Origin of the sequence: Gillisia sp. Hel_I_29, assembly GCF_000744275.1 — a bacterium.
Taxonomy (GTDB): domain Bacteria; phylum Bacteroidota; class Bacteroidia; order Flavobacteriales; family Flavobacteriaceae; genus Gillisia.
This window is the reverse complement of the sequence record NZ_JQLP01000005.1, coordinates 807617-825002: the sequence shown is the minus strand read 5'-3', so window position 1 is coordinate 825002 and position 17386 is coordinate 807617. Positions and strand designations below refer to the sequence as shown.

At 34.9% G+C, this 17386-nt stretch carries 14 protein-coding genes; 11 read left to right on the top strand and 3 right to left on the bottom strand.

What is annotated here, in order from left to right:
* The gene (locus tag P163_RS08775; RefSeq protein ID WP_034889728.1) at positions 1-1134 is read right to left on the bottom strand and encodes a DegT/DnrJ/EryC1/StrS family aminotransferase; all 1134 of its coding nucleotides are present in this window, start codon (positions 1132-1134) and stop codon (positions 1-3) included.
* Positions 1135-1232: 98 nt separating this feature from the next.
* On the opposite strand from P163_RS08775, the gene P163_RS08770 reads away from it, so the two are divergent.
* The 3 genes from P163_RS08770 to P163_RS08760 all read left to right on the top strand — a co-directional run bounded on the left by P163_RS08770 (position 1233) and on the right by P163_RS08760 (position 3189).
* Complete coding sequence (locus tag P163_RS08770; protein ID WP_034889725.1) at positions 1233-2489, top strand: 3-deoxy-D-manno-octulosonic acid transferase; 1257 nt, start codon at positions 1233-1235, stop codon at positions 2487-2489.
* A 108-nt stretch (positions 2490-2597) separates the two neighbouring features.
* A complete protein-coding gene (locus P163_RS08765) occupies positions 2598-2837 on the top strand; it encodes a hypothetical protein (protein ID WP_034889722.1) in 240 nt (79 codons plus the stop codon).
* A gap of 106 nt (positions 2838-2943) precedes the next feature.
* Positions 2944-3189, top strand: a complete 246-nt coding sequence (locus P163_RS08760; protein ID WP_034889719.1) for a hypothetical protein — start codon at positions 2944-2946, stop codon at positions 3187-3189.
* Between the two features lie 241 nt (positions 3190-3430).
* On the opposite strand, the gene P163_RS08755 is transcribed toward P163_RS08760, so the two are convergent.
* Positions 3431-4198, bottom strand: a complete 768-nt coding sequence (locus tag P163_RS08755; protein WP_034889716.1) for an XRE family transcriptional regulator — start codon at positions 4196-4198, stop codon at positions 3431-3433.
* A 128-nt stretch (positions 4199-4326) separates the two neighbouring features.
* On the opposite strand from P163_RS08755, the gene dinB reads away from it, so the two are divergent.
* From dinB to P163_RS08720, 7 genes are all read left to right on the top strand, one after another.
* A complete protein-coding gene (gene dinB / locus P163_RS08750) occupies positions 4327-5541 on the top strand; it encodes a DNA polymerase IV (RefSeq protein ID WP_034889713.1) in 1215 nt (404 codons plus the stop codon).
* Between the two features lie 107 nt (positions 5542-5648).
* Positions 5649-8684 (top strand): DNA polymerase III subunit alpha, encoded by a 3036-nt coding sequence (locus P163_RS08745; RefSeq protein ID WP_051931194.1) that lies wholly within the window; start codon positions 5649-5651, stop codon positions 8682-8684.
* A gap of 4 nt (positions 8685-8688) precedes the next feature.
* Entirely contained in the window at positions 8689-9960 is a 1272-nt protein-coding gene (locus P163_RS08740; RefSeq protein ID WP_034889710.1) for a putative DNA modification/repair radical SAM protein, read from the top strand.
* Positions 9954-10739 (top strand): TIGR03915 family putative DNA repair protein, encoded by a 786-nt coding sequence (locus tag P163_RS08735; RefSeq protein WP_034889706.1) that lies wholly within the window; start codon positions 9954-9956, stop codon positions 10737-10739. Before P163_RS08740 ends, P163_RS08735 begins: the two co-directional genes overlap by 7 nt.
* A 45-nt stretch (positions 10740-10784) precedes the next feature.
* Positions 10785-11030, top strand: coding sequence for a hypothetical protein (locus tag P163_RS08730; protein ID WP_034889704.1), 246 nt, complete (start codon positions 10785-10787; stop codon positions 11028-11030).
* An 85-nt stretch (positions 11031-11115) separates the two neighbouring features.
* On the top strand, positions 11116-11361 hold the full coding sequence (locus P163_RS08725) for a hypothetical protein (RefSeq protein WP_034889701.1): 246 nt from the start codon (positions 11116-11118) through the stop codon (positions 11359-11361).
* A gap of 205 nt (positions 11362-11566) precedes the next feature.
* Entirely contained in the window at positions 11567-14029 is a 2463-nt protein-coding gene (locus tag P163_RS08720; RefSeq protein ID WP_051931193.1) for a DUF5916 domain-containing protein, read from the top strand.
* Between the two features lie 84 nt (positions 14030-14113).
* On the opposite strand, the gene P163_RS08715 is transcribed toward P163_RS08720, so the two are convergent.
* On the bottom strand, positions 14114-16570 hold the full coding sequence (locus P163_RS08715; RefSeq protein WP_034889698.1) for a zinc-dependent metalloprotease: 2457 nt from the start codon (positions 16568-16570) through the stop codon (positions 14114-14116).
* A gap of 105 nt (positions 16571-16675) precedes the next feature.
* Here P163_RS08715 and P163_RS08710 point away from each other — a divergent pair, with 105 nt between their 5' ends.
* On the top strand, positions 16676-17353 hold the full coding sequence (locus P163_RS08710) for a M15 family metallopeptidase (RefSeq protein WP_034889695.1): 678 nt from the start codon (positions 16676-16678) through the stop codon (positions 17351-17353).
* The last annotated feature ends 33 nt before the right edge of the window (positions 17354-17386 follow it).

Below are 17386 nucleotides of genomic sequence, written 5' to 3'. Positions count from 1 at the left end.
TTAAGAGTTTACAAAATCTATTACCGTTTTACAGATCAGCTCTATTTGGTCTTCCTCTAACTCTGTATGCATAGGTAAAGAAATAACTTCCTTCACTAACTGATTGGTAACCGGGAAATCTGCTTCATTATATCTTGCATCTACATATGCTTTTTGACTATGTAAAGGAATTGGGTAATAAACACCACACGGAATTCCCTTTTCATTTAAATGTTTCACCAATGCATCTCGCTTTCCATTAGTGATCTTTAATGTGTATTGATGGAATACATGAGTATCACAATCTCCAGATCTAAATGGAATCTGAATATGTTCTTGCCCTTTAAAATAATCATTATACATAAACGCCGCCTTTTTTCTAGCTTCGTTATACATATCTAAGTTTGGTAGCTTTGCCCTTAAAACAGCTGCCTGAAAACTATCTAATCTAGAATTTACTCCAACCACATCATGATGATATCTCTCGTACATACCATGATTTACAATACCACGAATTATATGTGCTAGATCATCATCATTAGTAAAGATAGCTCCCCCATCTCCATACGCTCCAAGATTTTTAGAAGGGAAAAATGATGTAGACCCAACATGCCCTATAGTCCCGGTTTTGTAGGTTTTTGCCTCTTTAGAATGAAAATCTGCTCCAATTGCCTGTGCATTATCTTCAATAACATAAAGATCATGCTCTTTAGCAATTTCCATAATAGTATTCATATTTGCAGTTTGCCCGAACAAATGTACCGGAACTATAGCTTTTGTTTTTGGTGTAATTGCTCTTCTAATTGCTTCCGGATCTATATTAAACGTATCTGGTTCTACATCAACCAAAACAGGAGTAAGTTGTAAGAGTGCAATAACTTCTACAGTAGCAGCAAATGTAAAATCTGCCGTTATAACCTCATCTCCGGGCTTAAGATCTAATCCCATCATTGCAATTTGTAATGCATCAGTTCCATTGGCACATGGAATTACATGTTTTACTCCTAAATATTCCTCTAATTCCTTCTGAAAGGCCTGAACTTCCGGTCCATTTATATATGCCGAAGTTTCCATTATTTCCTGAAGAGAATTATTAACCTGATCTTTAATAAGACTATACTGACCCTGAAGGTCAACCATTTGTATCTTTTTCATGTATCTTTAATTCTAAGACAACGAAAATACAAAATATAGCCCCTTTCACCAATGCTATTTTTAGGAAAGCGGTATTTTAGCCTCTAAAATAAAATCGATTGAAACTAGCTTATAACATATTAATTGAGATCATTAAAAGCTTGCTTCCCATTACCTCCATTTTTAGTGAAAAGATGAAACTTTTTGTAAATGGAAGAAAGGAAACCTTTTCTATTTTGAAAGACAAAATTAAGAGCAATGATGCTGTAATATGGTTTCACGCCGCATCTTTAGGAGAATTTGAACAAGGATTACCAATAATAGAAATTGTTAAAGACTTATACCCATCACATAAAATTGTAGTTAGCTTTTTCTCTCCTTCCGGATATGAAATAAAGAAAAACTCTAATGTTGCAGATGCTATAGTATACTTACCATTAGATACTGCAGCAAATGCCAACCAATTCTTAGATCTGGCTCATCCAGATCTTGTATTCTTTATTAAATATGAATTCTGGCCTAATTATCTCTCAGAACTTAAGGATCGAGGTATAAGAACTTTGCTTATCTCTGGTGGATTTAGAGAAGATATGGTTTTCTTTAAAGCATACGGCAAATGGATGATAAAATATCTCGAAACCTTCGAGCATTTCTTTGTTCAGAATTTAAGGTCAAAAGAGCTTTTAAATTCGATAGGTTTTAATAATGTAAACGTTAGTGGAGATACAAGATTTGATAGAGTTGCCAAACAGTTATCTCACAATAACAAATTAGATTTCATAGAAACCTTCAAAGCAGATAAATCATGTGTAGTGGCAGGAAGTACATGGCCTGAAGATGAACTTATGTTACATGAACTCATAAACAATTCTTCTGCCAACGTAAAATTTATCATAGCACCACATCAGATCAAGGCAAATCAAATAGCTAGTTTTAGGAGTAAGCTTACTAAGAAAACTCTTTTATTTTCAGAAAAAAACAACAAGGCTATACAAGATTACGATGTATTTATAATAGATACAATTGGTCTTTTGAGTAAGATCTATCATTACGCAGATATTGCCTACGTAGGGGGCGCTGCTGGTAATACAGGGCTGCATAACATCTTAGAACCGGCAACCTTTGGGATACCTATTATTATAGGAAAGAATTTCAATAAGTTCCCGGAAGCTGTTCAGCTAAAAGAACTTCAAGGACTATATTCTGTATCAGACACTGAAGATTTCACATTAATTGTAAATAAACTACTTTGTGATCAAGCATTTAGAGCTGAAACAGGAAGAATTTCGAAAAGCTATATTCAAGAAAATATAGGAGCTACAGAAATGGTGCGTAAATATTTAAAAAATACAGCGTTAAAAACTCATGAAATGTAGGCTGAAAACTAAATTTCATTTTAATTTATATTAAAATATTCTAAAAACGAGACTGCCCATAGCTTAATAGTAGTAATTTCGACCTTTACAAATCGCAAATTTTATAGTATGAAACGAGTTATATACATAACCGCGTTACTAGTAACTACAGCTGCAAGTCTTACTTCGTGTAGAGACAATGTAGAGAAAGAGACCATAGTACGTGAAGTTAGAGTTGAAAAGGCAGAACCTGTAAAAGTAGAAGCAGAAGAAAAAGAAGGGATCTTAGAAAGAACTGCTAAAAAGGTAGATGGAGAGGTTAATAAAGAAATCGATAAAAGGATCGAAACCATAGGAGACGACAATTAATTGTATATTCTTACATTTTATATTGAAATTTACTTAATTTTATATATTATTGCTAATTAATAAATAAACGAACTAACCAATATTAAACCTGATAAAACAAATAATTATGAAAAAATCAATTCTAGTATTAGCAACAGCTTTTTCTTTATCTGCAGTTTTCACTTCATGTAGAGATACCAACACTGCAGACACTGACGATAAAATGGAGGTAAGCGATGATATGGATGATGTTGAAGATGACATGGACGACGTGGCAGATGATGTTGAAGATGCAGCAAACGATGCAGGAGATGCAGTTGATAATGCAGCTAACGAAATAGAAGATGAAGTTGAAGGAAATGACGATATGTAATATCGCTTTTTTTTAAGCTTTCTTAAGTTCAACTAACCAATTGAATGTTTTAAAACTTAAATTATGAAAAGATTAATCTTATTGATGGCACTTACTTTTACAACGAGTATTGCCTTTACTTCTTGCAGAGAGAAATCTACTGTAGAGAAAGTAGCAGATGATGTTGAAGATGCAGTAGATTAACTAGCATTTTCAATCCAACTTAAACCAAAAAATCCATCCTCTAAAGGGATGGATTTTTTTATTGTTTTAAAGTTTTGAACTCGCTTTTAAGCTCATCCATAGATTGTTGTAATTGTCTTAACAACCCACTTTCTGAAGTAGCATCTACACTAAAAGTCAATTTACTATTAATTTGCCACAGTTCTTGAATATCATTTACCTGAATTTGAATGGGTGCATATTCTTCATTTAAAGAGATTAGCACGGCTTTTTGTGGGTCTTCTAATTTCTGAATTTTCTTTACCAGTACAGAATCATATAATACTACTACATAAATCTTACTATAACTCACTTCATTAACACTGGAAATAGCTTTCCCTAACACCCATTCTCCGGGTCTTAGATTAGGCATCATACTATCTCCTTCCACTTGGAATCCTCTATAACTGGCATTTCGATATTCTGGTAAAGGAATATCGAAAGCAGGAAGTTGATGATACCACTCTACATCTTGAACATTATGAGGATATCCGGCTGCCGCCTTTTGATTTACCAACACAATATTCTCTTCTTCCCCACTATTTACAGTAACCACCTTAGGACTTACATCTCCTCTATTAATTGGTAAGAATTTCTGATTGCTATCTCCAAAGATCCAAAGCGGATTCACCCCAAACTGGCGCAATAATTCTGCTACCATCTTGCCAGATAGTTTTGTTCTTCCACGCTCAATATCAGCAGTAGAATTTTTAATTCCCAGTAATTCCGCAAACTCGGTCTGAGTGAAATTATGGTCTTCACGAATTTCTTTAAAACGCTTAACCTCCAGTGTTACATCTGTTCCCATACACAAATATAACTTTTTTTGGAATAAGTCCAATTTTAACATTGGATTATTTCCTATTTCATGGAATTATTCCATAATTTTGTAAAGATTCCAAATAACACTGTTATAGAAAGGAAGATATAAAAGTTATGGAAAAAACCGTGTTACATCTAGATCTTGATACTTTCTATGTTTCTGTAGAAAGGTTAATAGATACGCGCCTTCAACACAGGCCATTATTGGTGGGTGGTACTAGTGATCGTGGAGTGGTTGCTGCTTGTAGTTATGAAACGCGTGCTTTTGGGGTGCACTCCGGAATGTCTATGAAATTAGCTAAACAACTCTGCCCGGAGGCTACAGTTATTAGAGGAAACGCAAGCACGTATACCAAATATTCTAAAGATGTAACCGATATTATCAAGATCGATGTTCCGCTATTTGAAAAATCGAGCATCGATGAGTTTTACGCAGATCTCACCGGAATGGATCGCTTTTTTGGTTGTTATAAATATGCTTCAGAATTGAGAAAAAAGATCACCCGAGAAACCGGACTTCCAATCTCTTTTGGCCTTTCTGTGAACAAGATCGTATCTAAAGTAGCTACCAATGAGGCAAAACCTAACAATCAGCTCAAAATAGATTCTGGTTTTGAAAAAGAGTTTTTAGCACCTCTTTCTGTAAAAAAGATTCCTATGGTGGGAGATAAAACTTATCAAACCCTTCGGAATTTAGGAGTACGCCAGATCAAGACCATTCAGGAGATGCCGCTGGAAATGATGCAGAAGGTTTTAGGGTCTAACGGTACTACTATTTGGAACAGAGCACAGGGAGTAGATCATACCCCCGTTATTCCCTATTCAGAGCGTAAATCTATTTCTACAGAGCGAACTTTTGATAAGGATACTATAGACGTACAGCGACTTTCTGCCATCTTAATTGCTATGACAGAAAATCTCGCGTATCAATTAAGGCGTGGAGATAAACTTACTTCTTGTGTAGCGGTAAAGATTCGATATTCAGATTTCAATACGTATACTAAGCAGCTTAAAATACCCTATACCAGTGCAGACCATGTTTTGATCCCGCTTGTACAAGATATTTTTAAAAAGCTTTATAACCGAAGGTTGCTGGTACGCTTAATAGGAATAAGATTTAGCCATTTAGCAGGAGGAAATTATCAGATCAATCTATTTGATGACAATGAAGATGTACTTCACCTCTATAATGCAATGGATAAAATAAGAAACAGGTATGGAGACAGAAGTGTGATACGGGCAGCCTCCATGGGTGCAAAAACCATTGGCCGCTTTACCAATCCTTTTAACGGAGAACCACCGGTGGTACTAGCACATAGAAAACAGTAATTGAGAATTGAGAAAAAATTTTAAAGCTAGAATGAAAAAAATATAAGCACCAAAATATCAACAAAAAACAACCACTAAATACTAATTACTCAATACTCAATACTAACGTGTATCTAAATAACCACACATATTACAGCATGCGCTTCGGCACTTTTTCAGAAATTGATTTACTGGAACTGGCCAAGGAAAATCATGTTCAAAAGTTGGTACTTACAGATATCAACAATACTTCTGCATGTTTAAATTTTGTAAGAAAAGCTTCAGAATATAACATAGTACCTGTATTGGGAATTGATTTTAGAAATGGTGCACAGCAACAATTTGTCGCCATTGCTAAAAATAACGACGGTTTTAAAGAACTTAACGATTATCTATCTATACATCTGCATCAAAAATCTACGATCCCGGAAAAAGCTCCTGCATTTAAAGAAGCTTTTGTGATCTATCCGTTCGAGAAGATCATGGCGGCAGAGATCACTCAATTTCAACCCAATGAATTTATAGGGGTTTCTATAAACGAATTGCGAAAACTTAGATTTTCAAAACTGAGAGAACTCACCACAAAATTGGTGGTGTTGCAGCCTGTAACCTTTAGAAATAAAAGAGATTTTAATGCGCATCGACTTTTACGCGCTATAGATAACAATACTATTCTAAGCAAACTTCAGCCAGAAGAGCAGGCAGGTATCGATGAAAGAATGCTTCCGCTAAAACAGTTGAAAGAAAAATTTGAAGACTTTCCATTTATACTGGAGAATACTCAGAAATTACTAGACGAGTGTCAAATTCATTTTGATTTTTCAGCAAATAGGAAGCCTCAAAATCAGCAGATATTTAGGGAAAGCAGAGCGTCTGATGAGCAATTGCTAGATGAATTATGCCAGAAAGCGGTATCCTTTAGATATCCTGAAGCTAAAGAAGAGGTTTATACCCGTATGAATTCTGAACTGAAGGTGATCAAGCAATTGAACTTTGTCTCTTATTTTCTTCTGAATTGGCGCATTTGTGAATATGCTCGTGAAAAAGGATATTTTTATGTAGGTAGAGGAAGTGGCGCCAATAGTATTGTTGCTTATTTACTGCAGATCACCGAGGTAGATCCCATAGAACTCGATCTATATTTTGAGCGTTTTATCAATGAATACAGAACGAGTCCGCCAGATTTTGATATAGATTTTGCCTGGAATGACAGAGCAGATATCACCCGATTTATTTTTGAAGAGTTTCCGAATACTGCGCTGTTAGCAACTTATAACACCTTTCAATACAAAGCAGTGATACGAGAATTAGGAAAGGTTTTTGGATTGCCAAAAGAAGATATAGACAAACTATGTGATGGATATCTTCCAAAATCTGAAATAGACAACTTACATAAGATCGTATTAAAATATGGTGATCTTATTCAGGGAATGCCAAATTACATTAGTATACATGCTGGAGGTATCTTAATTTCAGACAAACCCCTCACCTATTTTTCTGCTTTAGACCTGCCTCCAAAAGGATTTCCTACGGTACAATTTGATATGGTAATTGCCGAAGATGTTGGCTTATATAAGTTTGATATCCTAGCGCAGCGGGGTTTAGGAAAGATTAGAGATTCTTTAGAAATTATTGCACAAAATCAGCCAAATGCTGCTCCTTTTGATATTCACGACATACATAAAATGAAACAGGATCCTAATATTAACAAGCTGGTTAGGGAAGCTTCTTGTATTGGATGTTTTTACGTGGAGTCTCCGGCGATGCGCATGTTGCTAAGAAAACTTCAAACCGATACGTATTTAGGTTTGGTAGCAGCAAGTTCTATTATTAGACCCGGTGTTGCTAAAAGCGGAATGATGCGAGAATATATTATGAGACATAGATACCCAGAACGCCGCAGCAATGCGCACCCAGAACTGGCTCGTATTATGCCCGATACTTATGGAATTATGGTCTATCAAGAAGATGTGATAAAAGTAGCACATTACTTTGCCGGACTTAGCTTAGGAGAAGCAGATGTGCTAAGAAGAGGAATGAGCGGGAAGTATCGTTCCAGAGCAGAATTTCAGCAGGTAGAAGAAAAGTTCATTTCTAATTGTAAAGAAAAGAAAATAGCAGAGAAGACCATTTTTGAAGTTTGGGATCAGATAAAAAGTTTTGCAGGATATGCTTTTGCTAAAGGCCACTCTGCCAGCTATGCTGTAGAAAGCTATCAGAGTTTATTTTTAAAAACTTATTTCCCATTAGAATATATGGTGGCAACCCTTAATAATGGCGGGGGCTTTTATTCTCCAGAGATGTATGTGCATGAGGCTAAAATGCAGGGGGCTACTATAGAACCACCTTGTATAAATAAAGGAGATTTTCATAATACCATACACGGGAAAACCATCTATCTGGGCTTTGGATATCTAAAAGAATTGGAGCAGCGCGCCGCACAAAGAATTATAGAAAATAGAAATTTTCATGGTGCTTTTAAATCTTTAGAAGATTTTATTAATAGAGTAAGTATTGGGATTGAGCAATTAAGCATTCTTATAAGAATCAACGCTTTTCGGTTTACAGGAGTAGATAAATATAAGCTCTTATGGGAAGCTCATTTTAAGCTTAGCAAAGCTCCAAAACGTCCAGACCAGTTACCACTTTTTGTTCCGAAGCATAAAGATTTTACACTTCCTGCACTTAACACTACCAGTTTAGAAGAAGCTTTTGAGCAAATAGAGCTTTTAGGATTCCCTTTGTGTGGTCATTTTGAACTTCTAAAAGAAGATCCTAAAACCACACACGGCCAGAAAGATCTTAAAGATTTTTTAAATAAGAATATTTTGATCTACGGCTATTTGGTGACCGTTAAAAACACCAAAACTGCTAAAGGAGATCGCATGCATTTTGGAACTTTTATAGATAGCGAAGGTCAATTTTTTGATACGATCCTGTTTCCACCAGTAGCAAAGAAATTCAGTTTTAGAGGCCCCGGAGTTTATGCTCTCTATGGAAAAGTAACCGAAGAATTTGATTTTTTGAGTATTGAAGTCAGTAAGATGAGAAAAGAAGCCTATATCACAGATCCACGTTTTGCTGAAGAAAATTTGGCTACAGGCCACCGATTGGAAAAAATGAAAAGTTTAGAAGAACGAAAAGAAGTTCAAACCAAATCTTAAAAATATGTCTTTCGAAAGAATAAAAGAAAAATTAGATATTCTGGCAGATGCTGCAAAGTATGATATATCATGCTCCAGTAGCGGTAGCAAAAGATCTAACAAAAATAAGGGATTGGGTAACAGTGATGGCGTGGGAATTTGCCATAGCTATACAGAAGATGGTAGATGTGTATCGCTTCTCAAAATATTATTAACTAACCACTGTATTTTTGATTGTGCCTATTGCGTTACCAGAAAAAGTAACGATATAAAAAGGGCCGCATTTAAAGTGGAAGAAGTAGTGAGTCTTACCATGAACTTTTATAGAAGAAATTATATAGAAGGCTTATTCTTAAGTTCCGGGATCTTTAAAAGTCCAGATCATACCATGGAGCGTTTGGTGCAAGTGGCTAAAAAACTGAGATTAGAAGAAAACTTCAATGGTTATATACATCTAAAATCTATACCTGGAGCCAGTGACGAGTTAATGAGAGAAGCCGGTCTTTACGCCGATAGGCTTTCGGTAAACATTGAGATCCCAACCATTTCAGGATTAAAATTATTGGCACCAGATAAAAAGCATGAAGACTTTATAAAACCTATGGAAGCGGTTAAAAATAGTATTCAAATTTATCAAAACGAAAAAAAATTGATTCGAAGCACTCCTAAATATGCACCGGCAGGGCAAAGCACTCAAATGATAGTTGGGGCTACCGGAGAAAGTGATAGAGACGTGATGTATTCTGCAGCTTATTATTACAAGAAATTCCAGATGAAGCGAGTATACTATTCAGGATATATTCCAATCGCTCAAGATTCCAGACTGCCTGCTTTAGGAAGCCCGGTGCCGCTGCTTAGAGAGAATAGATTGTATCAAACAGATTGGTTGCTTAGGTTTTACGGATTCGACATTCGAGAACTTCTAAATGAGGAGAATCAAAACCTAGACTTAGAAATAGATCCAAAGCTTAGCTGGGCATTAAGAAATTTAGACATGTTCCCTATAGATATTAATAGAGCAGATAAAAGCCTTATCACAAGAATTCCGGGAATAGGTCTTAAGTCTGTTTACAAAATAATTGAAGCAAGAAGATATAGCAAGTTAAATTGGGATCATCTTAAAAAGATTGGTATTGCTATAAACAGAGCAAAATATTTTATAACGTGCGATTCTCGAGATTTTGAAAAAAGAGACCTCACAGCAGTAAAGATAAAAGGACTCATATTACAGAATTCTGCATCAAAATTCAGAAAAGATTACAGCAATCAATTAAGTTTATTTGAAGCTAAATGGTAACAAAACCAGTTCATTTAAGTTATGACGGCAGCTTTGAAGGCTTTCTCACTTGCATTTTTCAAATCTTCGATGAGAAAATTAATGTGCTGGGAATTTCATATTCAGAGCAACTACAACCCGATATGTTCTCTACTATAGAAAATGTCCTAACAGATAATTCTAAAGCAAAAAGAGTCACTTCCGGTCTTATAAAAAAAGGGTCTTCAGCAGTTTTAAGAAAAGTTCATTACGCTTTCCTGAGCGAGCAATTGGGCATTGAGATGAAATTATTAAGTTATATAAAGCTTATATTTTTCTCTAAAATTCCTGTAGATAAGGATTTTTCTAATCCTGTTGTTCTCGAAATTCAGCAGATCGTAAAAATGGTACATCGGGAGAAGCATAGAATGGAAGCTTTTATAAGATTTAAGCTTACAAAAGATGATATATTCTTTGCCGTTATGGAGCCAGATTTTAATGTGCTTCCAATTATATTAGATCATTTTGAAAGAAGATATGCAGATCAAAATTGGATAATTTATGACCTTAAAAGAAAGATAGGCTTATACTATAATTTGCAAAAAACCAACTATATAAGTCTTGAAATTACAAAAAATAATGATCTAAATGTGCAAAATTCTGCAGTTTATAAGGAGGAAGAGATAGAATTTGAACAATTATGGCAACAATATTTTAAAAGCACAAACATCAAATCTCGAGTAAATATGCGCCTTCACATACAACATGTGCCTAAAAGATATTGGAAATATTTAACTGAAAAGAGTTCTTGGCAAAATTAAAAATTAGTTTAAATTTGCTGTTCAACTAATTAAACATATTTCACAATGAAAAAATTATCTTTATTATTATTAGGAGCAGTTTTAACTTTATCTCTTTACTCTTGTAGAGAAACTACAGAAGAAAAAACTGAAGATGCTGTTGAAGCTGTTGGAAACGACATTGAAAGCAACACTGAAGCTGCTGGAGACGAAATTGAAGGAGCTGCACAAGATGCATCTAATGAAATGAATGAAGAAGTTCAAGGAACTGACGACGTTAACGGTGAAGAAGCTGCAGACGACATGCAATAGTATTTCACTATAATATTTAAAAAGCCATCTCAAATTTCTTTGTGATGGCTTTTTTTAATTAAATTAATATCTAAAATCTAAACCCATGAGAAAATTTTTATTAGTACTTATGATCTGCGGAATTACCGGTTCTCTAACTTCTTGCAGAGAATCTACCCAACAAAAAACTGAAGATGCTGCTAAAGCTATTGGAAAGGACATTAAAGAAGGTGCTGAAAAAGCCGGGGATAAAATGGAAGAAGGCGCTGAAAAATTGAAACAAGAAATTGATGAAGAAATTCACGATACAGATGATGTAAATGGTGAAGAAGCTGCAGATGATTTGGAGTAATTAATAATTCTTATTTTTCATTTTTTAGTATAACCGTCTTAAATGACGGTTTTTTTATTTCTATCTCTCAAAAAGACCGATCAAAGATCACTAAAAATCACCTTCATATTCTCCTAAATTATAGCGATTTGTAAATTTTAAATTAATTATTCAATATTTTCTGCAACAATTTACCTAAAGTGATGTCTATTAAGAAACTTCATCAATGAAATCTATATTAATCATCATCATCACTTTCTTCATTTTTCAGCTTAACTATGCACAGGAAAATGATACCATCCCCAGAAAATCAATAAATATCATTAGAATTGCTAATGCACCAAAAATTGATGGGGTTTTAGATGATGAAGTATGGATACACGCACCTATAGCTACCAATTTTGTAGAACGAACGCCTACTAATGGAATTGCCATACCAGATAGCCTTCAAACCAATGTAAAGATCGTGTACGATGATCTGGGTATTTATTTTGGAGCCACCCTAAATGATCCAGACATTGCAAATATCCCTAAAGAACTAACCGAACGTGACAATATTGGTAATGATGATTTTTTCTTTATTCTCTTAAATGGCTATAATGATAGACAACAAAGTCTACAGTTTATAATAACTGCTGCCGGGGTACAGTACGACGCTAAAATGACCAACGATAATGAAGATTCCAGTTGGAATGGGGTTTGGTATAGTGCGGTTCAAATAAATGAAAAAGACTGGGTTGTAGAAATATTTATTCCATACTCTGAGCTTAGATTCCCTAAGAAAAATATTCAGGAATGGGGATTAAATATGGAGCGTGAGTATAGAAGGAGTGGTGCTAGATATAGCTGGAGCCCTGTAGATAATTCTAAAGGTTCCTTTTCTATCTACGATGGAGAGATCTACGGAATTCAAAATATCAACACTCCTACCCGTCTCTCATTTCAACCTTACATTTCTACATATCTGAATAATTATGATGGAACTACAGAGGTAAGTGTGAATGGAGGAATGGATCTTAAATATGGAATTAATGATGCGTTTACCTTAGACATGATACTTATACCCGATTTTGGACAAACCAAATTTGATGATGCTGTCTTAAACCTTTCTGCTTTTGAAGTTCAGTATAATGAGCAAAGACCCTTCTTTACTGAAGGGACAGAATTATTTTCTAAAGGGAATCTTTTTTACTCCAGAAGAGTTGGAGGAAACCCCTCTGGAAGACCAGAATTATTGGAAAATGAAGAGTTTACCTCATTTCCTACAACAGTAGATCTTTTGAACGCGTTAAAGATTTCTGGAAGAACAGATAACGGATTAGGAATAGGTTTTTTCAATGCCGTTACCAAAAAGACATACGCTACTATAAAAAATACAGAGAATAATACTTTCAGAAAACAATTAGTAGAACCGCTAACCAATTATAACATACTTGTACTAGACCAACGCTTTGGAGAGAATTCTTCTGTATCTATTGTAAATACTAATACTACAAGAGATGGAAACTTTAGAGATGCCAACGCTACCGGGCTCTATCTAGATCTTACCAATAAAAAGAATACCATGAATTATTGGGCGAATGCAGAAGGTAGCTGGGTAATGGATGAAGGAACAAAATTTGGAACAGAAGGAGTTCTTGGAATTGCGAAGATTAATGGAAAGAACCGATTGAATGTTCAGATGGATTATAGAAGTAAGGATTATGATATTAATGACCTGGGATATTCAGGATTTACCAATTACATTAATTATTCCGGATATTATGGATATAGGTATTTGCAACCTAAAGGCTTCTTAAATACAATGTACCTTAACTTTAATGTTTTCCATCAGCGTAGATTAGAACCAGACCTTTTTAGTAATCTGATCTTAAATTTTAACTCGAGCTTTACTACAAAAGAATTCTTCAATTTTGGATTTGGTTTTGAAACTACTCCATTAGGAACACAGGATATTTATGAACCACGCGTAGCCGGAAGGTATCTAGAGCTTCCTTCTTATTATGACCAATGGATATATTTTAGTACAGATTACCGTAAAAAGCTACGATTATCTGCGTCTGCAGATTGGTATAAATATGATGAAAAAGGACGTGGCATCTTAAATATCGATGTGAATCCAAGCTTTCAAGTTTCTGATAAATTTAAAGTACTACTTTCTACTACTATTAGCCTTTCTGATAAGGAACAAGGTTTTGTAGATCTTTTAGATGATGAGATCGTAATAGGTTCTAGAAATAGAAATACCATTATAAATTCTTTAGAATCAAGATATATTTTCAATAATAAAATGGCGCTAAATCTGGCATTTAGACATTACTATACCGAAGTTCAATATGATCGATTTTTTAATCTACAGCCTAACGGCACCTTGCATCTCCGAAATGGATTTGAGAATACATTTGACACTACTTATAATAGTTGGAACATAGATCTTAGATATTCGTGGTGGTTCGCTCCGGGAAGCCAGCTAACATTACTTTACAGAAATGCGATAGACAGTTACATAGAAAATTCAAAAATTAATTTCTCTAATAATTTCAACATACTGTTCGATCAGCCCCAGATAAATAGTTTGTCTTTACGCGTGAGTTACTTTTTAGATTACAATAGAATGAAAAATTGGTTTAAAAATGACAGGATCTCTCCAGACCCACCTAGAATGGCAAACACCTATGGTAAGATCTAATTTTGAGGTATGCATATAAAAAAAGAGGTAATTCTTATGGGAATTACCTCTTTTTTATTAGATGTATATAGATTTATTGAGTTGCTACTCTATTCTTAAACCTGCATCTATTCTAGCAATTAGATCTGCCCAATGAAATCTAGTTAATTGAACTGAAGATCTCATCTTTCTTGAATTTAGATCAGACTTTAGACGCTGCATCTCTCCTCTCATTAGCGCAATAACATCAGACTTTAAGATTTTCTGATCTTCCTGAGCTTTTAATTCTTGCACATATTGAGCTGCTGTATCCACAAAAGATCGTTGTAAGTTTCTTCTATAAGCATCTACCATCTTTCCAGCATACAATTCTGAAAAGATTCCTTTTCTAAGATCTTCCATAAATTCTACGGCGCTATAGGCGTCTCTTGCATTCATTTGCTCATTGCTCACCATTCTTTTAATTCTACCTTCATCTAAAAGATAGCTTAATGATCTTGTTTGTAAATTCTGAATTCTTTCTATAGCACCAGAAGCCTCAATTCTATTTAAAATATCTTTTTCTAACAACCAATCTGGGGTGTTAAAAGCATTTTGGTTTAAAAACTTAACTGCATCCTTTTGTATCTCTTTGGGAACAGCGGCGTACACCAAACCGTCTTGATCACTAGTTTTTCTGGTCTCATACACACCACCAACATTTGTAACTACATGGTAGATATATCCTCTCCATAGATTGATAAGCTCTTTATATACTTCTTCTAGATCATCATAATTTTTACCATCTGCAGCCGTCCATTCTACTAAGTTTGGAACTACTCTTTTTAGATTTGCGAGTCCGTATTCACTAGCCTTAACCTGATCTTTACCTAAACTTTCTCTTTGAGCTTGAGGATCTACACCGTCATATCCACCACCAAATTCATAGATAGGATCTCCAGACTTTTCTAAGATCCATGCATCTAAGGTCTTCTTTTCTGCTTTAGAATTTTGAGTAGATGGCAAATATCTATACCCCCAATTAATAGCATATTTGTCATATGGTCCCATCATTCTAATATATCTTACCCCTTTATCTTCCGGTTGAGCTACATAGTTTACACGTGCATAATCCATGATAGAGGGAGTTAGACCGTATTCTTGAGTAAAACTAGCAGATCTTAAAGAATCTGTGGGGTACGCAGCACTAGCCTTCATATTATGTGGCAGGCCTAATGCATGTCCCACTTCATGCGCAATTACCATACGCATCATCTCTCCAATTTCTTTCTCCGGAGTATTCAAACTCCTTGCAGCAGGATTCTGAGCTCCAGCTTCTATCATAAATCTATTTCTATAAGATCTTAAATGATTGTGGTACCAGATAATATCACTTTCTATGATCTCTCCTGTTCTAGGATCTATAACTGAAGGGCCTACAGCATTTCTGGTAGTACTAGCTACATATCTAACTACGGAATATCTTATATCTTCCGGACTAAACTCTGGATCTTCTTCTTTACTAGGCGGATCTTTTGCGATAATTGCATTTTTAAATCCTGCCTCTTCAAATGCTGTATTCCAATCTTCTATACCTTGTTTAAAATATGGCCGCCATTTTAAAGGAGTTGCCGGATCTAGATAATATACAATTGGCTTTACAGGTTCTACCAATTCTCCGCGCTTATAAGCTTCCATATCTTTTGGAACCAATCTCCATCGTCTAATAATTTCATAATCATCAGATTTTAACTGATCTGAATCATAATCATACTTCTTAACACTAAACCATCCCACCCTATCATCTGCAATTCTTGGTTGCATCTTATCATCTGGCAATAAGATCATAGATTGATTCATTAAAAGTGAAATTGTACCGGCTTGATCTCTTTCCGGTGGTGTTTCTGCCTCATAGGTCATCACATGTCTTACCTCAACATTCTTAGGATAGGCATGTGCAGATTCTATATAAGACCTGCTTTTATCAAACTTTTTAACTTTGTATTCTTTTCTAAGTGAAGGAGAAAGTCCATCTATAGCAGCAACTTCAGATTCAAAAAGCTCCCCCACTTCAATCACAACTTTAGTAGAATCTGTGCTATAAGCTTCTATTTTAGAACTAAAGAGAATTGGAGAAAAGTTATTTGCAGAAACAGACTTATAAATTGGTGATTCTTCATCGCTTTGATTTTCAAAACTTATCACCTTCATATCTATAGTGTTATTTCGCTTATACCAGCGCACCACCTGTTCATTTACTTTAGAACCTGCATTTACATAGCCTCCGCCATAACCTGAAGGCACTTTTGCAATTCTTGAAACCAATAACATATCTTTTTCAAAAAGTGTTAATGGAATCTCAAAATATAATTTATCTCCTACCTGATGAGTTGTAAATAGGCCTTCATCAGACTTAGCTTCTTTAGTAATTACCTCCGCATAAGATTTTAGACCATTGCTTTTCTTTTTCTGTTCTGTTGTGGTTTGAGCACTTTTACCGTTCTTACCGGAAATTATATCCTGGCTCTTACAGCCTGTTGCGAGTGCCGCTGCGAGCACTATTATCGAAAATTTTCTAACCATAAATTTTTTTAAGCCTCAAGATATGTAAAGCATCTGATATCTTAAAAAGATACCCCCCTCAAAAGCGCATTTTTTAATTAACTTTCCAAAAAATTGAAGCTATAAATGAAGCATATTGTTTTTCTGATTTCTCTCTTCATCATAACAAATCTGCAGATTTGCAATGAAAATGCAGTACCAAAAGAATTTGTAAAAGTAAAGCAGGTTATTCCAGATATTCAGGTAGATCTAAGATATGCAGGTACTCATAATTTTGTTGGAAGACCTCTTCCTGGATATAATGAAGCTGAAGTTATTCTTACAAAACAAGCTGCAGAAGCGCTAAAAAACGTACAATTAGAATTAGAAGCTCGAGGGTTGTGTTTAAAGATATTTGATGCCTATCGCCCTCAACGAGCTGTAAATTATTTTATAGAATGGGCAAAAAAACCGGAAGATACAATAGGTAAAGAGGAGTTCTATCCAGAGCTAGACAAACGCAACCTTTTTAATCTAGGGTATATTGCTACAAGATCTGGTCATTCCAGGGGTTCTACAATAGACTTAACAATTATTGATGCTAATACCTTGGAAGAACTAGACATGGGTGGAACTTATGATTTGTTTGGAGAAGTTTCCCATTTGTATACCACCAGTATTACAGCAAAACAACATAAGAACAGAGAACTTCTAAAATTGGTGATGAGCAGGAATGGATTTAGATCTTATTCTGAAGAGTGGTGGCATTTTACATTACGAGGGGAGCCATTTCCAAACACGTATTTTGATTTTGTGATACAGTAATTTTCAATCTTGTATAATCATATATTTTATGGC